Source organism: Virgisporangium aurantiacum (assembly GCF_016863635.1).
GTDB lineage: Bacteria > Actinomycetota > Actinomycetes > Mycobacteriales > Micromonosporaceae > Virgisporangium > Virgisporangium aurantiacum.
Genome location: NZ_BOPG01000024.1, coordinates 365,959 through 384,843, shown reverse-complemented (window position 1 = coordinate 384,843; position 18,885 = coordinate 365,959). Strand labels below are relative to the sequence as shown.

Sequence of the window (18,885 nt, the reverse complement as noted above, 5' to 3'; positions counted from 1 at the left end):
TAACCGGGCACCGGTGCCGCGGTCAGCGAATAGTGCGAACCCGCCACCGCTCCAGCAGCGGAACGGCCAGGCCCGCCGTCACCAGCAGCAGCCCCACCCCGGTCAGCCAGCTCCCGGCCGCCAACGACCGGGACTCGTTGAGCCGCGCGACCAGCTCCGACGCCAGGAACGCCGTGTCGAACTCGATGTCGACGCCGATCAGCACCGCCCACGCGGTGAACACCGCCACCGGCAGCAACGCCCACGACAGCAGCACCGGCTTACGCAGCACGGCCGCCAGCAGCACCACCGCCGCGATCACCGCGATCACCACGGCCATCACCCGGTCGTCGCGGTTGAACCCCTCCGTACCACCGTCGAGGAGCGGGTCGGAGATCGTCAGCGACGGCAACGGCAGTGCCACCACCGCCGCGACCAGGCCCGCCGCCACCAACAACAACGCCGCCCGGAAATGTGCGCTCACGCCGGCCTCCCCCGATTCCGGACGGCATCATACGCACATCGATGCCACCCACACATCAGTGCTGGCCCGGCACCACCAGACCCGTCTCGTAGGCCGCGACCACCGCCTGCGTGCGGTCACGCAGGTCGAGCTTCGCCAGCACCCGGCTCACGTGCGTCTTGATCGTCTCCTCGCTGACGCTCAGCCGCACCGCGATCTCGGCGTTCGACAGGCCCGCGGCGATCAGCCGCAACACGTCGGTCTCGCGCGGGGTCAGCGCCGTCAGCAGCCCGGCGCCGGCCGGTGCCGACGGGCGCATGCGGGCGAACTGCGCGATCAGGCGCCGGGTGATGGTCGGCGCGAGCAGGGCGTCACCGGCGGAGACCACCCGGACCGCGTCGAACAGCCGCTCCGCGGTGATGTCCTTGAGCAGGAAGCCGCTGGCGCCGGCGCTGAGCGCGTCGTAGACGTGCTCGTCGAGGTCGAACGTCGTGAGCATGATGATCCTGGACGCCTTCCCGCCGTCCACGATTCTGCGCGTCGCCTCGATCCCGTCCATCACGGGCATGCGCACGTCCATGAGCACCACGTCGGGTACGTGACGGGCGCAGGCGCGCACGGCCTCCGCGCCGTCGGACGCGCTCGCCACGACGGTGAAGTCGGGCTGGGTGGCCAGCAACGCGGCGAACCCCGCCCGCACCACCACCTGGTCGTCGGCCACCACGATGCGCACCGTCACGCCGGACCCCCGCTCGCCGTCGGCAGCACCGCCTCCACGAGGAAACCGGTCGGCGTCGCCGGGCCGGTGCGCAGCGTCCCGCCGAGCATCCCGGCCCGCTCACGCATGCCCAGCAGCCCGTGTCCGGGCGTCCCCCCGGACCCGGACGGACCCGGACCGTTGTCGCGGACCCGCAGCCGCAGCGTCTCCTCCGAGTAGGCGAGCTCGACGTCGACCGCGGCACCCGACGCGTAACGCCGCGCGTTCGTGAGCGCCTCCTGCACGATGCGGTACGCGGTGAGCTCGATGCCCGGGTCGAGGGGACGCACCCGGCCGCGCACCACCAGCCGGGTGCTCACCGCGGCGGACACCCGCGCCCCGTCGATCAGCTGGTTGAGCTGGCTCAACCCGGGCTGCGGCGCACGGTCCGGCTCCGGGTTGGCGTCCTCCCGCAGCACCCCCAGCAGCCGGCGCATCTCGGTGAGCGCGTCGCGGGCCGTGTCACCGATCGCGACCAGGTGCCGCGCGCCGTCCGCCGGCATGGCCGGCGTGGTCAGCCGGGCGGTCTCCGCCTGCACCACGATCATCGAGATGTGGTGCGCGACCACGTCGTGCAGCTCGCGCGCGATGCGGGCACGCTCACCGCGGACCGCGTGCTCCAGCCGCGAGTGCCGCATCGCCTCCTGGGTGACCGCCCGCTCCACCGCCTCGGCCCGGCCCCGACGCGCGATACCGGCACCGGTGCCGAGCATCGCCACCGCCAACAGCCACAACGCCGCCACCGGCTCCCCCGGCAGACCGTTGCCGACCACCAGCAGGCTCGCCAACGCGACCGGCAGGAGCAGCAGCAACGCGATCTTCCGTGGCAGCTGCCGACCGGCCAGGTACAGCACCACGCACTGCGCCACCAGGGCCGCCGCGGTGAGCGTCAGCTCCCCACCGACCGTGAGGAGCGTGCCGACCGTGACGAGCGCCGCCGCGGCCAGAACGTGCAGCCGGGCCAGCGCCACCGGCAGCGTCGTAGCGAGACCGAGCAGCAGCGCGAACGGCACCCGCGGATCCGTGTCGGTCATCGCCCGGACAATCTGAACCAGCGCCCCGAACCCCAACGCCGCGCCGGCGACCAGCGGCACCTCGGCGTTCCACCGCGAATCCGCCAACAGCTCGCGGTAGCGGGCCGCCACGACGGGAGGGAAGGGGCGCACCACGCCATTGTCGGCCGAGCCGCCGCGTTCCGGCGTCCCCCGCGCGCATCCCCCGGAGGAGGGACCCCCGCCGACGAAGATGGCTCGGCGGCGTGACGCCCGCCCATCGACGTTCTCCGTAGCCTCGGCGCCATGGACGCAACCATCGAGGTGCGGGACCTTCACAAACGGTACGGACGCACGGTCGCGGTCGACGGCATCTCCTTCTCGGTCCGCCCCGGCGAGGTCACCGGCTTCGTCGGACCGAACGGCGCGGGCAAGTCCACCACCATGCGGGTGATCCTCGGGCTCGACGCGCCCACCGACGGCACCGCGCTGGTCGGCGGCGTGCCCTACCGCAAGCTCCGCGCGCCACTGCGCTCGGTCGGCGCGCTGCTCGACGCCGGCGCCGTGCACGGCGGCCGCCGCGCCCACCACCACCTGCTGTGGATGGCCCGCAGCAACGGGCTGCCCCGCAGCCGCGTCGACGAGGTGCTCGACCGGGTCGGACTCGCCTCGGTGGCACGGCGCCGGGTCGGCGGGTTCTCACTGGGCATGCGCCAGCGGCTCGGCATCGCCGGCGCGCTGCTCGGCGACCCGCCGGTGCTCATGTTCGACGAACCCGTCAACGGGCTGGACCCCGAGGGCATCGTCTGGATCCGCAAACTCATGCGGTCACTGGCCACCGAGGGACGCGCGGTGTTCCTCTCCAGCCACCTCATGCGCGAACTCGACGGCACCGCCGACCACGTCGTCGTGCTCGGCCGGGGCCGGGTCATCGCCGACACCAAGGTCGACGAACTCATCTCGACCGCCGCCGGCAACCGGATCGAGGTACGCACGTCGAAACGGTCGGAGGTGATGACCGTCCTCGCCAACGCCGGCGCGACGGTCGCCGCCGTCGACGCCGACGTGCTCACCGTGCACGGCCTGGAAGGCGAACGGATCGCCGCCCTGCTGACCGAGCACCGGCTCCCGTTCGGCGAACTGCGCCAGCACCGGGCCACGCTGGAGGAGGCCTACATGGACCTGACCCAGCACGCCGTCGAGTTCACCGCGGAGGCGTGATGTTCGTCAATCTCGTGCGCGCGGAGTGGGTCAAGCTCCGCTCGGTCCGCAGCACCTTCATCTGCGTGACCCTCGCCGCCGGCCTGATGCTGCTCGTCTCGATCCTGCTCGCCGCCAACAGCAGCACCGACGCCAACACCGGTCCGAACTGGGTCTCCCAGTTCCGGTTCGTGCACCAACCGCTGACCGGCGACGGCAGCATCACCGCCCGCGTCGCCAGCCAACAGGACACCGGACCGCTCACCCGGGCCGGCGTGATGATCCGGTCCAGCACCGAACCCGACAGCACCTACGCGGCGCTGGCCGTGACCCCCAGCGGGGTGCGGCTGCAGGTCGACTTCGGCCCCGACGGCGTCACCCGGACCGGCGGCGGGCCGCGCTGGCTCCGGCTGACCCGCGCCGGCTCCACCGTCGCCGCGGCGGAGTCCGCCGACGGCGTCACCTGGACCACCGTCCGGACCGTCGACCTCGCCGCGCTGCCGCCGGACGCGCAGGTGGGCCTGTTCGTCACCTCGCCCGGCACGAAGACCCGCACCGTACGCGTCTCGGCCGGCGCCACCTCCAGCGGACCCGAGATCGTGCAGAGCACCGCCACGTTCGACAACGTCACCGTCACCCCGGCCGGCCCCGCCGACTGGGCCGCCCTCGACGTCGGCCCGGTGCCCACCCAGGTCGCGGGCGGCCCGGTACCCGGATCGAGCAGCCGCGACGGCGACACGTTCACGCTCACCGGCGCCGGCAACATCGGCACCCTGCCACCCGGCGGCGACGACGACATCGTCCGCAACAGCCTCGTCGGCACCACCATGGCGCTGATCGTCGTCGTGGTGCTCGGCGCGCTCGTGGTCACGTCGGAGTACTCGAAGGGCCTGATCCGCACCACGTTCACGGTGAGCCCACGGCGGCGGGCGGTGCTCGTCGCGAAAGGGCTCGTGCTCACGGCCGTCGTGTTCGTGCTCGGCTCGGTGACCAGCTTCGCCGCTCTCGTGTTCACCCGCCCGACCCAACGGGAGAACGGGTACGTCGCGCCGGCGTACCCCGATCCGTCGCTGACCGACGGGCCCGTGCTGCGGGCCGTGCTCGGCACCGGTCTCCTGCTGGCCGTGTTCGCCCTGATTGCGATGGGGGTCGGCGTCCTGGTGCGGCGGGCCTCCGTGGCGATCACGCTCGTGCTCGCGCTGATCATCGTGCCGGGCGTCGTCAACCCCTTCCTGTCGATCGAGGCGGAACTCTGGGTCAACCGCCTCACCCCGATGGCCGGCATGGCGATCCAGCAGACCCGCGAGCGGTTCGACAACCCGATGGACCCCTGGCCCGGCTTCGGGGTGCTGTGCGCGTACGCGGCGGTGGTCCTGCTCCTCGCGCTGTGGCGGCTGCCGAGGCGGGACGCGTGACCCACCCGGGCGGCTGGCCGGTGCTGCGCACCGAGTGGACCAAGCTCATCACGGTGCGCAGCACCCCCTGGCTGGCCGCCGGAACCGTGGGACTGATGGTGGCCGCCGGGGCGGTGGCCGTCTGGTCGCTCAGCTCCACCGCGTGCACCGTCCCGGACGCCTGCGGCGACGAGGACCTCACCCGGCTCGCCCTCTCCGGCGTCTACACCGGACAGATCCTGGCGGTGCTGACCGCCGTGATGGCGGTGACCCCCGAGTACACCTCGGGAGAGATCCGCACGACGCTCACCGCGGTACCGCAACGGCTGCGGGTCTTCGCCGCCAAGGCCACGGTGGTGCTGGCCGTGGCGCTGGCCGCCGGGGTGCTGGCCACCCTCGGATCGCTCGCCGCCGCGTGGATGATCCTTCCGGGACGACGTTTCGACGGCCCGGGGTACGTCGCGCCCTCGCTCGCCGACGCGCCGACGCTGCGCGCCGCCGGCGGCACCGTGCTCTACCTGGCGCTGCTGGCGGCGCTCGGCTTCGCCGTGGCGATGGTGTTCCGCAGCGGACCCGGCGCGGTGGCGACGGTACTGGCCGGGCTGTTCATCCTGCCCCAGGTGGCGGCGTTGATGACCGACGAGGAGACGCGCGAGCTGATCCAGCGGGTGTCACCGATGACCGCCGGGCTCGCGATCCAGGCCACCCGCCGCCTCGACGCCCTACCGATCGGTCCGTGGCAGGGACTCGGCGTACTGACCGCGTACGCGGCCGGCGGGCTGGTACTGGCCCTGGTGCTGTTCCTGTACCGCGACGCATGACCCCCTCTATGCAAGATCAAATTCAATACGCCGCGTTGTTGCTCTCTTGTCGGGTCAAATCGGGGTCACATCGCGTAGAGCATCCTAGGACGCTAGGTTGGTGGCATGTCCATCGCGGCCAGGTATGCCGACTTCGCGGAACGGGAGGCCAGGAGCGTCTCGCCGACGTACGAACGCCTCGCGCACGCGGTCTCCGCAGATCGTCCGCTCCTGGCGCTGGTGGGCACCCTGCCCGCCGCCAAGCAGCAGCCCAACCTGCTGTTCGGCGTCGTACGGCTGCTCGGCGGACCGGTCGACGACCCGGTGGCGTTCCACGATTTCGTCGTCTCCGCCTGGCCCGCGGTGGCGGCGGAGGTGCTCGCCCGATCCACCCAGACCAACGAGGCCGGCCGGTGCGCCCTGCTGCTGCCGGTGCTCGCCGCCCTGCCGCAGCCGCTGGCGCTGCTGGAGGTCGGCGCGTCCGCCGGCCTGTGCCTGTACCCGGACCGCTACACCTACCGGTACGGCACGCACACGGTCGGCGCGCACGGACCCGTTCTCGACTGCGCCGGTGTCCGCACACCGCCCCCGCGCGTCCCCGAGGTGGCGTGGCGGGCCGGCCTCGACCTGAACCCCCTCGACGTCGGCGACCCGGCCGACGTCGCGTGGCTGGAGGCGCTGATCTGGCCCGAACACGACCACCGGCGGGCCCGTCTCCGGGCGGCGATCGCCGTCGTCGCGGCCTCGCCGCCCCGGCTGCTGCGCGGAGACCTGGTCGACGACCTGCCCGACCTGGCCGCCCAGGCACCGGCGGACGCCACGCTGGTCGTGTTCCACACGTCCGTGCTGTACCAGGTGCCGCCCGAGCGGCGAGCCCGGTTCACCGACCTGGTCCGCACCCTGCCGGGACACTGGATCGCCGTCGAGTCGCCGGAGGTCCTGCCGTACGAAGGGCTGCCGCCCCCGCCCGACGGCTTCCACAACGTGCTGGCGCTGGACGGGGTCCCACTGGCCTGGACACGCGGCCACGGCGAGGCAATGACCTGGTTCGTCTGATCCGGAGCCGCCGCCGATTCGGCCCGGCGGGTCGAGATCACGTCGCGCAAGGCATCCTAGGAAGCTAGGTTGGTTCTCGTAGCTCGGACCGCGTCTTGTGGGAGACAAAGGTCGGTGGTGGCAGGACTTTGTCTCCCACAATCCAGGTCCGGATTCCACAGGCGACCGGAGCCCCTAGCTTGTCGGGGGTTGGCCGGTCGGCGGGGTTCCACCCGGGCCGCCGCCGCCCGGTGCGGCACCGCCGCCGCCCGCGGCCGTCCTCGTGTCGATCCGCACGGCCAGGGAGACGGTGTAGCCGGCGGAGACGTCGCCGGTCACGGTGCCCAGTTGGGTGGCTCCGGAGTCGTCGCCGAAGACGTTGTCGGAGTCGAGGCTGACCTTGGCCAGGTTCGTGACCGACGCCTCGTAGCCGGTCTCGGCGTAGACGGTCTCGCACGTGTTCTTCGGCAGGGCGACCTGCGAGGTGGCGATCGCCTTCGTCGAGTCGGTGATGTCGGCCTCGGCGCCGTAGACCTCGAAGTGGATGTGCGGCCACCGCCCGTCGTAGCAGGCGGGGAAGATGCTGGTGAACCGCACCTTGCCGGAGGCGTCGGCGATCTGGACGCCGCGCAGGTAGTTCTCCGCCGTGATGCCCTGCGAGTACATCGAGTACCGGCCCTCCCGGTCGCAGTGCCACACGTACACGGCGGTGCCGGCGAACGGCGCGCCGCCGTTCGCGAGGTCCTGGATCGTCAGCTCCAGCGTCATCGGAACGCCCGACGCGGTACCCGACGCGCTGCCGAAGCTGGACCGGATGTCGCTGCGCACGATGCCGCTCTGCTCGAGCACGTCGGCGCCGTTCGAGCCGTCACCCGGGTACGGGCCGGCAGTTTCCTCCGGAATCTCACCTGAAGCCGTGGATGCGGCGGATGCGGTGGCGGTGGAACTGGTGGAGTTCGAGCCGGTGGCGCTGTCTCCGCAGGCGGCCAGCCCGACCGCGGCCGCGCCGACGCCGAACATGGCCAGGATCCGGCGGCGGCCCATCAGCGTGCCGAGGTCGAAGCCGAGCCCCTGGTCCTCGATGTCCTCGGTCGGGCGGGCGAGCGGGCGGCCCTGAAACGTCCGGCGGTGCATCTGACGGTCCTCCTGGGGGTCGACGTGTCTTCCTGAACACGACCTACCCTCGGTCCCGCGCCCGTCCGGCCGCTGTGCCGATCCTGTGCGTTGCCTATGAGTGGTACGGGTTGCCCGCGGTCAGGCGGATGGTGAAGCCCTCGGGTTGCCGGTACAGGGCGACGTGGTTCGACATCTGGTGCATGATCCACAGGCCGAGGCCGCCGTCGCCGGTGGCGTTGGCCGGGAGGAGGCCGGCGAAGGGGTCCTTGGGGCCGGGCCCGGCGTCGGTGACCGTGACGACGATGCGGTCGGCGCCGCACCACAGGCGCAGCCGCAGCGGGGGGCGGCCGTGCCGGTAGGCGTTGGCGACCGCCTCGCTGACGGCGAGCGCGAAGTCCTCGACGTCCTGGGTCGGTAGGAAGCCGTGGTCGGCGTCCCAGACCGCCTGGCGGGCCTCGGCCAGCGTGGGATCGGCGAGGTCGGCCAGCGGGTCGGTCTGCTGGAGCGGGTCGACGACCGGGGCGCGCGGCTCGGCGAGGTACTGGAACGGGTCGGTGTAGGTGTCGTTGGGGACGTGCCGGCCGTCGGGCAGCGCGGTGCGGGGGTGCGTGCGCAGCACGTCGGCCAGCACCGGTGCGGGGGTGGTCCGGGTGTCGTAGGCGCACATGCTCCACAGCGGGAACTCGTCGTACGCGTGGTTGACCGCCGACTCGTACCGGGCCCACCAGTCCCACGTCACGCCGAGCATCTCCGGCGAGAGCTCGCCGATGATCCGGATCTGGCTCGCGCCGCGGGCGACGTGGTCGGCGAGCAGCTTCCGGTAGAACTTGATGGCGCCGGCCGGGCGGGCGTAGAGGGCGTCGCCGGGCAGGAACGTCACCGGGAGACCGGCCGGCAGCGCCGACCGCAGCAGGTGGGCGTTGCGGTCGCCCATCGACACCACGGTGGGTTCGCCGGCGTCGATCCCGCCGACGAGGAACGGCACGGCGACGGCGACGAGGTCGTCGTCGGAGGTGTAGCAGACCGCCTCGTGGTAGTACCCGAGGTGGCCGGCGGCGGCGCCCGTCCTCATCCGGTCACCTCCACCCGCACCCGGGGCAGCTCCAGCAGTTCGGCGACGCGGGCCGCGATGGCGAGCCGGGTCCGGACGACCACGGTGATCCCCCGTGACCCGGCGTACCGCTGCAGCGCGAGCAGGGACCGGTGGTCGACGAACGTCAACCCGGCGGCGTCGACGGTCACCACGCCGTCGACCGGTTCCAGGTCGGTGTGCCCCAGCGCCGTGGCGAACAGCTCCTCGGCGCCGAGGTCGAGGTTGCCGTCCAGGATCGCCGCGTCCGGCGTCGATCCCGACCGCAGCGAGAAGGGGTGGCTCGCCTCGTGCAGGACGGCCAGTTCGGCGACGACCCGGTCGCCGAGCTCGAGCCGGTCGAACGCGCACACCGCCCGCATCGGCGCCGTGCGCAGGTGCCGTCCGATGACGTACTCGTAGCGGGCGAACGCCGCCCGCTGCTCGCCGGTGCGGACCAGGTCGGTGACGTCGGCGACCACCCGCAGCCCGGTGAAACCGGCGGCGAGGGCCTCGGCCGTCGCGGCGACGTAGGTCTCGACCTGCGTGGCCGGGTCGATCGCCGCGCCGCCGGGATACGCGTCGGCGCAGGAGACGACCCGCGCGGAGTCGGCGCGCGGGGCGGTCGTGGCGACGTCCCGCAGCCACTCCCCGGTGGCACCGGACCGGCGCCCGGCGACGAACCAGACCCGCTCCCCCGCGGCGAGCCCCGCCCGGAGGAACCCGCGGGCGAACTCGTCGAAGGCCCGGAGCTCGTCGTACGACCAGCACACGTGCGCGGCAGTCATACGCCCGGTGCCGTGGTGGTCGTCACCGGGCCAGGTTAACCGAGGGCGCGTCGCGGGGCGCAGACCACCGGGCCGGCGTCAGACCCGGGCGATCCGGTCGAGGCGGTTCTGCAGGTCGGTGGCGGCGGCGCGGGCCAGGCTGCCCTCCTCGATCCGGTCGCGGATCTTCTGCTGCAGCTCGGCCACCCGGCGGCTGACATCCTTGGCCGGTGCGCTGCTGAGCTGGCGCAGCAGGTTGATCAGGTCCACGGCGACGTCGTCCCGGATGTCGCCGGTCGCCCGCCCGGCGTGCACCGCGTCGATCACGTCGGCGACCGCCTCGTCGAGGCTCACGGTCACCCCGCCGGCCGGCTCGGCGGCCGAACTCGACGGCGGCCCGGAGGGCGGCGGCGCGGCCGGGGAGGTCGGCGCCGCCGTCGGGGTGGTGGCGGGCGGGGGCTCGGAGCTGTTCGGCGCGGCCTTCGGGGTGTCGCCCCGGTCGGTCGACCACGACCGCAGCCCGATCACCGCACCGCCCGCGACCAGCAGCAGCACCACGATCGCCACGCGGACCGGCGCCGGCATCCGCCGGGCGGCCGGTACCACGGTCCGATCCGCGGTCCGATCGGCGGTCCGGGCCACGGCGCCGGCGCCGGGCCCGTCGGGGGAAATGATCGTGGACGGAGTGACGCTCGCCGGCGACGGAAATGACTCCGGCGTCCCGGTCGGTCGCGTTTCCGCCCCCGGCAGCGGCACGGCGGGCGGCACGGCGGGCGGTCCCAGGGCGGTGAGGCGGTCGCGGACGTCGGTGGCGGCCGGACGGCGCCGCGGGTCGTCGGACAGGCAGCGGTCGACCAGGTCGCGGAACTCCGGCGGCAGGTCCGCCGGCAGCGGCTTCGGCGGCGTCGTCCGAGCGGACGCGTACTCCTCCCAGGTGTCGACCGGGTACGGCGGCTCGCCGTCGACCATCTCGAACAGCACCGCGCCGAGGGCGTACACGTCGGTGGCCGGCTCGGCCGGCGTCCCGTCGAGGCGTTCCGGGGCGACGTACGCCGGGGTTCCGAACGTGACGCCGGTCTCGTCGTCGTCGGGGGTGCCGGTGATCGCGCTGATGCCGAAGTCGAGGATCTTCGTGCCGGTGGGGGTCAGCATGATGTTGCCCGGCTTGATGTCGCGGTGGACCACCCGCCGGGCATGCGCCGTGGCCAGGCCCGACGCGACCTCGGCACCGATCCGGGCGGCGGTCCGCCAGGGCAGCGGGCCGCTCGTCAGCCGCGCCGCGAGCGACTCACCGTCGAGCAGTTCCATCACCACGAACGGCGCGGTCGAGCCGTCGGGCCGCAGCGCCTCGCCGTAGTCGTGGACCGCGGCGATGTGCGGATCGGACAGCTTGGCGGTGGTCCGCGCCTCGATCCACGCCTGGTACAGGATCTGGGAGACCTGCGGCTTGGGCAGCTTGATCGCGACGGCGCGGCCGAGCAGACCGTCGTCGGCCCGCCAGATCTCCGACATGCCGCTCGTCGCGAGCCTTCTCGTCAGGCGGTACCGCAACGACAGGAGGACTCCGGCGGTCGGCCATTCTTCACCCACCCTCGAACCCTCCGTCACGCCCATCGATCCCGTCAACCGGATCGACGCCGGCGCCGTGGCCGGCCGGGACGACCTCGGCGGCCGATGGCGGCCCGGGCGGCGTGCCGTCGCCGAACGGGCGACCGCCCAGCGCCGCGCGGCCGTGCGGCTCCAGCCAGCCACTCAGGTCGGGCCCCACCGGCACGATCCCGCTGGGGTTGATCGTCCGGTGGACCTCGTAGTAGTGCGACTTGATCTGCACGAAGTCGGTGGTGTCGCCGAAGCCCGGGGTCTGGAACAGGTCGCGGGCGTACGCCCACAGCACCGGCAGCTCGGCGAGCTTCTGCCGGTTGCACTTGAAGTGGCCGTGGTAGACGGCGTCGAACCGGGCCAGCGTCGTGAACAGCCGCACGTCGGCCTCGGTGATCGTGTCACCGACGAGGTACCGCTGCCCGGCCAGCCGGTCCGACAGCCAGTCGAGCCGCGCGAACAGCGCCCCGTACGCCGTCTCGTACGCCTCCTGTGACGACGCGAACCCGCACCGGTACACGCCGTTGTTGACGTCGCGGTACACCAGCTCGGCGACCTCGTCGATCTCACCGCGGAGTTTCTCCGGGTACAGCTCCGGCGCCCCGGCGCGGTGGTACGCCGTCCACTCGGTGGACAGATCGAGCGTGATCTGCTTGTAGTCGTTGGTCACCACCGCGCCCGACGGGACGTCGACGATCGCCGGCACCGTGATCCCGCGCGGGTAGTCGGGGAACCGCTTGAAGTACGCCTCCTGGATCCGTTCGATGCCCAGCACCGGGTCGCGCCCGCCCGGGTCGAGGTCGAACGTCCAGCTCCGCTCGTCGTGGGTCGGCCCGCAGATCCCCATCGACAGCACGCTTTCGAGGCCGAGCAGCCGCCGCACGATGATCGCCCGGTTCGCCCACGGGCAGGCCCGCGCCACGACGAGCCGGTAGCGGCCCGGCTCGACCGGATAGCCGTCGCGCCCGTCGGCGGTGATGCGGGTGTCGATGTAGTTGGCGTCGCGCTTGAACTCACCGGTCGTGGATCCCATGCGTCATCTCTACCCGAAGACCTCGTCGGCTACCGTCAGACCCGCGGCGGCCAGCGCGGGTTCCAGGCCACCGTCGTGGCGGACGTACCGGGCCACGCGGTGGGCGCCGCGGTGGGCGTCCACGAGAAATTGGGACGCGAGGCGGACACCCTCCGCGCCGTCGCGCCAGGCCGCGACCTGCTCCACGACGACGGATCCGTCGGTGCCGCAGAACCAGCGCAGCGACCGGGCCGAGAACCCGGACCGGGTCAGCCAGTCGGCGAGTACCTCCCGGTCGGCCGGGCCGGCGCCGCGCGGTCCGACGATCTCCACGCGGTCGGTGGTCAGCGCGACCAGCCGGGCCGCGTCGCCGTCGTTGACCGCCTCGAGCCAGTCGCGCACCACACCGAGTTTCATGGCCGCGACCCTACCGGCGCACCGAACGCCCGCTCCACCACCTGACGCAGCGCGTCGAGCTGTTCCAGGTAGTGGCCGAGCGAGGTGTGTTCCACCAACACCACGAGCACGTCGGCGCCCAGCCCGGCGCGGGCGGTGAGCACCTCGACGGCACCGGCCGGGTCGCCGACCGGGTCGACCGGCGGCAGCACCGGCAGCACGACGGAGAACCCGGCCGGCCGGTCGAACCGGGCGAGCAGCCGGCCGACGCGGTCCGGCGCCAGGTGGAACGACGGCATCCAGCCGTCGCCGAGGGTGATGGCGCGGTCGAGCGAGGTGAGGCTGCCGCCGGCGATCCACAGCGGCGGCCGGCGGCTGCCGGACGGCTCGACCACGACGTCGCCGAACGCGAAGTGGTCGCCGACGTACGAGATCGGCCCGGCCGACCCGAGCGCGGCCCGCAGCACCCGCAGGGCGTCGTCGGCGCGCCGGCCGCGGCCGTCGAACGGCATGCCGAGCAGGTCGAACTCGACCCGGTCGGCGCCCAGCCCGAGCCCCAGCACGAGCCGCCCGCCGGTCATGACGTCGAGCGTGCCGTACCGCTTCGCGATCTCCAGCGGATGGTGGTAGCCGAGGCCGACGGCGTAGGTGAGGAACCGGATCCGGCTCGTGTGTGCGGCGAGGAAGCCGAACGTGGCGAGCGGATCGTAGAAGCGCGGCCCGGCCGCCGGCTGCTCGGCCGGCGCGATCGCCACGTGTTCGGAGCAGGTGAGGTAGTCGAAGCCGAGCCGGTCGGCGGCGCGGGCGATCTCGACCAGTTCCGCCGGCCCGGCGGTGACCTCCCACGGCGCGTGCGCGCCCGGGATCAGCGAGACGACCGGCGTGGCAAGCGCGATCTCCATCGAACCCCCATAGAATCGCCAGTCGTGGCTCCGAACCGCCCAGAAGAATACGGCTTGCGGGCCCCGTGACCGAGCTGGAGATCCCCGGCGCCGACCCGCTGATCGATGCCGTGGGTGCGCTGCCGTTGCCCACCGACGACGCCGGCCACCGGTGGAACCTGCGTACCGCGACCGCGGGCTGGCTCGCGTCCCGGAAGTCCGTCCACACCCGGCGCGCCTACTTCCGCGACCTCGCCGACTACCTGGCCTGGTGCGACCGCACCGGGCTCGACCCCCGCGCCGCGACGCGGGCCGACGTCGACGCCTACGCCGCCGCCCACCTCCGCGCCCTCGCCACCGCGTCGGCCGCCCGGCGCCTGTCCACGATCTCCAGCTGGTACCGGTACCTGGTCAGCACCGGCGTCACCGGCGCCAACCCGGTCGACGCCGTCGACCGGCCCGGTGTCGACCGCGACTCGTCGCCCACCGTCGGGCTCACCGGTGCCCAGGCGGCCGCGTTCATGCGGGCCGCCCGCGCCGCCACCGGACCCACCGCCCGCCGCGACGCCGCCCTGCTGGCGCTGCTCGCCGAGCTCGGGCTGCGGGTCGGCGAGGCGCTCCGGCTCGACGTCACCGACCTGCGGCAGAACCGGGGCCACCGCACGGTCCGGGTCACCGGCAAGGGCGGCCGGCACCGCGAGCTGCCGCTCCCGCCGCCGCTGTCCCGCGACCTGGACGCCCACCTCGACGACCACCGGGACACGCCGCTGTTCACCACCGCCACCGGCAAGCGGGTCGACCCGTCGACGGTGTTCCGGCTGGTGCGCCGCACCGCCCGCGCGGCCGGGCTGCCCGAGGCCGACCGGCTCTCGCCGCACTCGCTGCGGCACACCGTCGCGACCGCCGCCCTCGACGCCGGCGCCCCGTTGCGCGACGTCCAGGACCTCCTCGGCCACGCCGACCCGCGCACCACCCGCCGCTACGACCGGTCCCGTGGATCTCTGGACCGCTCCCCCGCGTACCTCATTGCGGGGCTGTTCGCTCACGACATGTAACGCGTGGGGTGGGGTATGGCGTCCCTTTACTAGGCTCTGCACGCCGAAGACGGGGAGGACTCGCGCACCGTGCGTATACGCCGGAAGATCAGCCTGACACTGGCGATCATGGTTGCGCTGATCACCGTCGCGTGTTCGCAGACCGGCGACGCCGCCCAGAAGGCGGCCTCGAAGCCCGACCTCACCGGCACCGTGATCCAGCCCGCGCCGGCCACCCCGCCGCCCCCGCCGCCGCTGCCCACCGGCGGGAACGGGTCGTTCGCGGTCGCGGCCGGCGGCGGGCCGGTGATCGGCACCGGGCAGCGGCGGATCCGGTACCGGGTCGAGATGGAGAACGGCATCAGGTTCGGCGACAACGTCGAGTGGACCGCGGTCGACTTCGCCGGCCGCGTCGACCGGATCCTGGCCGAGCCCCTGGGCTGGACGCTGTCGGCCAAGCACCCGGTGACCAACGGCCCGGTCGGCCTGAACAACGCGTCGTGGTCGTTCCAGCGCACCGCCGGCGGCGACTTCGACGTCCAGGTGCGCCTCGCCACGGCGGCCACCGTGCAACGGCTGTGCGCCGCGGTCGGCCTCGACGTCGAGTCGGTGTACTCGTGCCGGTTCGGCAAGACGCTCATGATCAACCTGACCCGGTGGCTCAACGGCGCCGACGGCTACCCGGTGGGCCTCGACGACTACCGGTCCGCCGTGATCAACCACGAGATGGGCCACTTCCTGGGCTTCGACCACATGCGCTGCACCGGCCCCGGCAAGCCCGGCCCGATCATGATGACCCAGACCATCGACCTCCAGGGCTGCACGCCGAACGTCCACCCGTTCCTGCCCGACGGCACGTTCCCGACGGGCGCGTTCGTCCGGTCCTGATCAGAGCGGCTCGGCCAGGCGCCAGTACTGGGTCTTCTTCTCGTCGCGGACCACCACGCCCAGCCGGGCCAGTTCGTCGCGCATCCGGGACGCGTCCTCGTGTTTCGACTTCTCCAGCGCGGTGGCCCGGGCCGCCAGCAGCGCCTCGCCGCCCGGCGGCAGGCCCGGTACCCCGACCACCCACAGGCGGTACCGGTCGTGGAACGGGTCCCGGTCGAGCCACGGGTAACCGTGCGCCCGGAACGCCGCCGCCAGCGCGGCCCGGGACAGGTCGTGCTTCTGCCGGGCGGGCTCGGCCCCCTCCCGGTCGACGATCACCAGCCGCTTGCCGTCGGCGAAGGCGGCCCACACGCGGTCGCGGAGCACGACGGTCGACCCGTCGCCGCGTTTCAGCGTCACCCGGTCGCGGGCGACGGTCACCGTCACCCGTTCGTAGGCGGCGACCAGCGCGAGCGCCAGGCCCGCGAGCACGCCGACGCCGGCGGCGACCAGCGTCGCCGGGCCGCGCGGGAACGACGCGACCAGGCGGAACGGGCCCTTGCCGGGCAGGTCGGGCAGGTCGGCGACCCACTGCGCGATCCCGGGCAGGAACCAGCCCACCGCGCCGCCGACCAGCGGGAACACCACCCACAGCCCGTACCGCACCCACGCGGGCTCGCGAACCACCGTCGCCTCCACGGGTTCCACCTCACCAGGTGGGTCCTCAGGAGGCATCGGCGCCGGAGAGGATCACCGGCCCTACCCGGGGGTGGAGGCCGCGACGAGCCGGGCGCCGACCTCGCGGACGACGTCGCGCAGTTCCGGCGGGCCGACGATGTCGAAGTCGGCGCCGACCAGGCCGAGGATCACCGCCGGCCAGTCGAGCGTGTCGACCGCCATCCGGAACACGCACGTCGCGTCGTCGACCGCCTCGACCGTGCCCGCGTAGCCCAGCGACCGCTCCACCCGGGCCGCGTCGGCGGAGAACCGGACCTCCACCTGGTAGCGGCGCGGCACCTGGGCGAGCTTCGAGCGGACGAACTCGGCCGCGTCACCGCCGGGCACCTCGCGGGGCCGGAACCGGGCACCGGTGGACGCCGGGTCGCGCAGCCGGTCGACGCGGAACATCCGCCAGTCGCCCCGCTCGGTGTCCCACGCCACCAGGTACCAGCGGCGGCCCAGGGTCACCAGGTTGTGCGGCTCCACCAGCCGCTGCGCCGGCTCGCCGCCGCGCGCGGTGTACCCGAACCGCAGCCGCTCGCCGTCGCGGCAGGCCTGCGCGATCACGGTGAGGGCCGTCGCGTCGACCCGCGGGCCGCCGCCGAGCAGCGCCGGCACCGTGTACGTGCGCAGCGCGTCGACCCGATGGCGCAACCGCGGCGGCATCACCTGGACCACCTTCGCCAACGCCCGCACCGACGTCTCCTCGATGCCGGCCACGGCGCCGGCCGCCGCCGCCCGCAGCCCGACCGCGATGGCGACCGCCTCCTCGTCGTCGAGCAGCAGCGGCGGCAGCGCCGCGCCCGCCTGGAGCTGGTACCCGCCGGTGATGCCGCGGCTGGCCTGCACCGGATAGCCCAGCTCGCGCAGCCGGTCGACGTCGCGCCGCACGGTGCGGGCGCTCACCTCCAGCCGGTCGGCCAGTTCGGTGCCCGGCCAGAACCGGTGGGTCTGCAGCAACGACAGCAGGCGCAGCATCCGCGAACTCGGGTTCGACATGGTTCCACGATGCTATCGAATGCGGACAGGAACTGACCGCTAGTCCCCCTAGCGTTTATCGCATGACGACGATCCGAACCCGGAACCTGACGAAGCACTTCGGTGCGGTGCACGCCGTGCAGGGCCTCGACCTCGACGTGGCCGAGGGCGAACTCGTGGCACTGCTCGGCCCGAACGGCGCCGGCAAGTCCACGACGCTGCGGATGCTCACCACGCTGCTCACGCCGACCTCGGGAACGGCGCAGGTCGCCGGCTACGACGTCGTGTCCGACCAGGCCGCGGTGCGGCGCAGCATCGGCTACATCGGGCAGGGCAACGGCGCCGGGCACAACCAGCACGGCCGCGACGAACTGGTCACCCAGGGGCGGGTGTACGGGCTGTCGCGCTCCCTCGCGAAGACCCGCGCCGACGAGCTGATCGAGTCGCTCGACCTGGCCGCCGTCGCCGACCGCCGGGTCTCGACGCTGTCCGGCGGGCAGCGCCGCCGCCTCGACATCGCGATGGGCCTCATCCACGCCCCCGGCCTGCTGTTCCTCGACGAGCCGTCGACCGGCCTCGACCCGCAGAACCGGGCCAACCTCCAGGAGCACATCCGCACCCTGCGCGAGCGGTACGGCACCACGGTCGTGCTCACCACGCACTACCTCGACGAGGCCGACTCGATGGCCGAACGCGTCATCGTGGTTGACCACGGCAGGGTCATCGCCGACGACCCGCCGGCGCGCCTGAAGGCCGCGCTCGGCGACCGGGTCACGCTGGGCTTCGCTTCCGCATCGGAGGCCACGTCGGCGGTCACCCTCGTCGGTGGTTCATGCGAGGGGACGCACGTGAGCGTGCCCGGCGACGACGGCCCGGCCCTGGTGCCGTCGCTGCTGCGCGACCTCGACGTGGCCGGCGTGAAGGTGCTCTCCGCCACCGTCACCCAGCCCACCCTCGACGACGTCTTCCTCTCCCTGACCGGCCGCAGCCTGCGCGAAGGAGCCTCGAAGTGAAACTCGCCACCGACACCGGACTCGTCTTCACCCGCGAACTGCGCCCGCTGCTGCGCGACCCGTTCACCGTGCTCTTCGGCCTGATCCAGCCGCTGATCTTCCTCGGCCTGTTCGCACCCCTGCTCACCGGCATGACCGGCCTGAACACCGCCGAGTCGCTGCGCTGGTTCGTGCCCGGCGTCCTGGTGATGGTGGCCCTCTTCGGGACGTCGACCACCGGCGCCAACCTGATCCAGGAGATGCAGACCGGTTCGCACGAACGGCAGTTGGTGACGCCGTTGACCCGGTCGTCGCTGCTGCTCGGGCGGGCGCTGAAGGAGATCGCGCCGACCGTGGCCCAGGCGCTGGTGGTGATCGCCGTGACGGTGCCGTTCGGCCTGCGGCTGTCGGTGCTCGGCGTGATCGTCGGTCTGACGATGCTGGCGGTGTTCAGCGTCGGGATGGGCGCGCTGTCGTACTCGCTCGCGCTGGCCGTGAAGAACCAGGACTGGATGTTCTGGGTGGTCCAGCAGACCCTGCTGTTCCCGATGCTGATCCTCGCCGGGATGCTCCTCCCGCTGGACAGCGGCCCCGGCTGGCTCCGTACGGCGGCGCACGTCAATCCGCTGACGTACGTCGTCGACGCCGAACGCCTCCTGTTCGCCGGCGACCTCTGGAACCGCACCGTCCTCGAGGGCGCGGTGGCCGCCGCGGTCACCGCCGCAGTGGGCCTGTGGGTCGGCATCCACGCCATGCGCCGCGCCACGTAGGCGCCCCCGTCCGCGATCTTGGACTCCGTGCGGTGCCAGAGGCCCGTGCGGAGTCCAAGATCGC

The 18,885-nt window shown here is 73.2% G+C and carries 20 protein-coding genes; 8 read left to right on the top strand and 12 right to left on the bottom strand.

Going from position 1 to position 18,885, the window contains the following annotated elements; genetic code table 11:
• Positions 1–22: 22 nt before the first annotated feature.
• The 3 genes from Vau01_RS20260 to Vau01_RS20250 are packed head-to-tail and all read right to left on the bottom strand — an operon-like array spanning position 23 to position 2,365.
• Positions 23–463: a hypothetical protein gene (locus tag Vau01_RS20260; protein WP_203995089.1), complete on the bottom strand. Its 441-nt coding sequence runs from the start codon at positions 461–463 to the stop codon at positions 23–25.
• Positions 464–518: 55 nt separating this feature from the next.
• Entirely contained in the window at positions 519–1,181 is a 663-nt protein-coding gene (locus Vau01_RS20255) for a response regulator (protein WP_203995086.1), read from the bottom strand.
• A complete protein-coding gene (locus tag Vau01_RS20250; RefSeq protein WP_239151719.1) occupies positions 1,178–2,365 on the bottom strand; it encodes a sensor histidine kinase in 1,188 nt (395 codons plus the stop codon). The genes Vau01_RS20255 and Vau01_RS20250 overlap by 4 nt, the downstream gene beginning before the upstream one ends.
• A gap of 132 nt (positions 2,366–2,497) precedes the next feature.
• On the opposite strand from Vau01_RS20250, the gene Vau01_RS20245 reads away from it, so the two are divergent.
• The 4 genes from Vau01_RS20245 (at position 2,498) to Vau01_RS20230 (ending at position 6,641) form a co-directional block, all read left to right on the top strand.
• A complete protein-coding gene (locus Vau01_RS20245) occupies positions 2,498–3,412 on the top strand; it encodes an ABC transporter ATP-binding protein (protein ID WP_203995083.1) in 915 nt (304 codons plus the stop codon).
• On the top strand, positions 3,412–4,806 hold the full coding sequence (locus tag Vau01_RS20240; protein ID WP_203995069.1) for an ABC transporter permease subunit: 1,395 nt from the start codon (positions 3,412–3,414) through the stop codon (positions 4,804–4,806). Before Vau01_RS20245 ends, Vau01_RS20240 begins: the two co-directional genes overlap by 1 nt.
• Positions 4,803–5,606 (top strand): ABC transporter permease, encoded by an 804-nt coding sequence (locus Vau01_RS20235; RefSeq protein WP_203995067.1) that lies wholly within the window; start codon positions 4,803–4,805, stop codon positions 5,604–5,606. The genes Vau01_RS20240 and Vau01_RS20235 overlap by 4 nt, the downstream gene beginning before the upstream one ends.
• A gap of 105 nt (positions 5,607–5,711) precedes the next feature.
• The gene (locus tag Vau01_RS20230) at positions 5,712–6,641 is read left to right on the top strand and encodes a DUF2332 domain-containing protein (RefSeq protein ID WP_203995065.1); all 930 of its coding nucleotides are present in this window, start codon (positions 5,712–5,714) and stop codon (positions 6,639–6,641) included.
• Positions 6,642–6,815: 174 nt separating this feature from the next.
• On the opposite strand, the gene Vau01_RS20225 is transcribed toward Vau01_RS20230, so the two are convergent.
• From Vau01_RS20225 to Vau01_RS20195, 7 genes are all read right to left on the bottom strand, one after another.
• Entirely contained in the window at positions 6,816–7,754 is a 939-nt protein-coding gene (locus Vau01_RS20225) for a dioxygenase family protein (protein WP_203995063.1), read from the bottom strand.
• A gap of 94 nt (positions 7,755–7,848) precedes the next feature.
• On the bottom strand, positions 7,849–8,808 hold the full coding sequence (locus tag Vau01_RS20220; protein WP_203995061.1) for an anti-sigma factor RsbA family regulatory protein: 960 nt from the start codon (positions 8,806–8,808) through the stop codon (positions 7,849–7,851).
• Positions 8,805–9,593, bottom strand: coding sequence for an MEDS domain-containing protein (locus Vau01_RS20215; protein WP_203995059.1), 789 nt, complete (start codon positions 9,591–9,593; stop codon positions 8,805–8,807). The genes Vau01_RS20220 and Vau01_RS20215 overlap by 4 nt, the downstream gene beginning before the upstream one ends.
• Positions 9,594–9,671: 78 nt before the next feature.
• Positions 9,672–11,162, bottom strand: coding sequence for a serine/threonine-protein kinase (locus Vau01_RS20210; protein ID WP_203995057.1), 1,491 nt, complete (start codon positions 11,160–11,162; stop codon positions 9,672–9,674).
• The gene (locus Vau01_RS20205; protein WP_203995054.1) at positions 11,155–12,204 is read right to left on the bottom strand and encodes a glutathione S-transferase family protein; all 1,050 of its coding nucleotides are present in this window, start codon (positions 12,202–12,204) and stop codon (positions 11,155–11,157) included. Before Vau01_RS20205 ends, Vau01_RS20210 begins: the two co-directional genes overlap by 8 nt.
• Positions 12,205–12,213: 9 nt before the next feature.
• On the bottom strand, positions 12,214–12,600 hold the full coding sequence (locus Vau01_RS20200) for a hypothetical protein (protein WP_203995043.1): 387 nt from the start codon (positions 12,598–12,600) through the stop codon (positions 12,214–12,216).
• On the bottom strand, positions 12,597–13,481 hold the full coding sequence (locus Vau01_RS20195) for a TIGR03619 family F420-dependent LLM class oxidoreductase (protein ID WP_203995039.1): 885 nt from the start codon (positions 13,479–13,481) through the stop codon (positions 12,597–12,599). Before Vau01_RS20195 ends, Vau01_RS20200 begins: the two co-directional genes overlap by 4 nt.
• Before the next feature lie 65 nt (positions 13,482–13,546).
• Between Vau01_RS20195 and Vau01_RS20190 the strand changes: the two genes are divergently transcribed.
• Together Vau01_RS20190 and Vau01_RS20185 are read left to right on the top strand one after the other, a co-directional pair.
• On the top strand, positions 13,547–14,515 hold the full coding sequence (locus Vau01_RS20190) for a tyrosine-type recombinase/integrase (protein ID WP_275423949.1): 969 nt from the start codon (positions 13,547–13,549) through the stop codon (positions 14,513–14,515).
• Positions 14,516–14,623: 108 nt separating this feature from the next.
• On the top strand, positions 14,624–15,382 hold the full coding sequence (locus Vau01_RS20185) for a DUF3152 domain-containing protein (RefSeq protein ID WP_203995038.1): 759 nt from the start codon (positions 14,624–14,626) through the stop codon (positions 15,380–15,382).
• Here Vau01_RS20185 and Vau01_RS20180 read toward each other — a convergent pair whose 3' ends face one another.
• Together Vau01_RS20180 and Vau01_RS20175 are read right to left on the bottom strand one after the other, a co-directional pair.
• Complete coding sequence (locus Vau01_RS20180) at positions 15,383–16,060, bottom strand: YqeB family protein (protein WP_203995037.1); 678 nt, start codon at positions 16,058–16,060, stop codon at positions 15,383–15,385.
• A gap of 60 nt (positions 16,061–16,120) precedes the next feature.
• Complete coding sequence (locus Vau01_RS20175; protein WP_203995034.1) at positions 16,121–17,080, bottom strand: helix-turn-helix transcriptional regulator; 960 nt, start codon at positions 17,078–17,080, stop codon at positions 16,121–16,123.
• A 62-nt stretch (positions 17,081–17,142) separates the two neighbouring features.
• Here Vau01_RS20175 and Vau01_RS20170 point away from each other — a divergent pair, with 62 nt between their 5' ends.
• On the top strand, positions 17,143–18,072 hold the full coding sequence (locus tag Vau01_RS20170) for an ATP-binding cassette domain-containing protein (protein ID WP_203995031.1): 930 nt from the start codon (positions 17,143–17,145) through the stop codon (positions 18,070–18,072).
• Complete coding sequence (locus tag Vau01_RS20165) at positions 18,069–18,821, top strand: ABC transporter permease (protein WP_203995023.1); 753 nt, start codon at positions 18,069–18,071, stop codon at positions 18,819–18,821. Before Vau01_RS20170 ends, Vau01_RS20165 begins: the two co-directional genes overlap by 4 nt.
• Positions 18,822–18,885: the final 64 nt, after the last annotated feature.

Bases quoted from the DNA above. Each gene is read 5' to 3' on its own strand.
- Vau01_RS20200 (WP_203995043.1), bottom strand. From the start codon at position 12,600: ATGAAACTCGGTGTGGTGCGCGACTGGCTCGAGGCGGTCAACGACGGC.
- Vau01_RS20225 (WP_203995063.1), bottom strand. From the start codon at position 7,754: ATGCACCGCCGGACGTTTCAGGGCCGCCCGCTCGCCCGCCCGACCGAG.
- Vau01_RS20245 (WP_203995083.1), top strand. From the start codon at position 2,498: ATGGACGCAACCATCGAGGTGCGGGACCTTCACAAACGGTACGGACGC.
- Vau01_RS20175 (WP_203995034.1), bottom strand. From the start codon at position 17,080: ATGTCGAACCCGAGTTCGCGGATGCTGCGCCTGCTGTCGTTGCTGCAG.
- Vau01_RS20230 (WP_203995065.1), top strand. From the start codon at position 5,712: ATGTCCATCGCGGCCAGGTATGCCGACTTCGCGGAACGGGAGGCCAGG.
- Vau01_RS20185 (WP_203995038.1), top strand. From the start codon at position 14,624: ATGGTTGCGCTGATCACCGTCGCGTGTTCGCAGACCGGCGACGCCGCC.
- Vau01_RS20195 (WP_203995039.1), bottom strand. From the start codon at position 13,481: ATGGAGATCGCGCTTGCCACGCCGGTCGTCTCGCTGATCCCGGGCGCG.
- Vau01_RS20240 (WP_203995069.1), top strand. From the start codon at position 3,412: ATGTTCGTCAATCTCGTGCGCGCGGAGTGGGTCAAGCTCCGCTCGGTC.
- Vau01_RS20205 (WP_203995054.1), bottom strand. From the start codon at position 12,204: ATGGGATCCACGACCGGTGAGTTCAAGCGCGACGCCAACTACATCGAC.
- Vau01_RS20170 (WP_203995031.1), top strand. From the start codon at position 17,143: ATGACGACGATCCGAACCCGGAACCTGACGAAGCACTTCGGTGCGGTG.
- Vau01_RS20220 (WP_203995061.1), bottom strand. From the start codon at position 8,808: ATGAGGACGGGCGCCGCCGCCGGCCACCTCGGGTACTACCACGAGGCG.
- Vau01_RS20215 (WP_203995059.1), bottom strand. From the start codon at position 9,593: ATGACTGCCGCGCACGTGTGCTGGTCGTACGACGAGCTCCGGGCCTTC.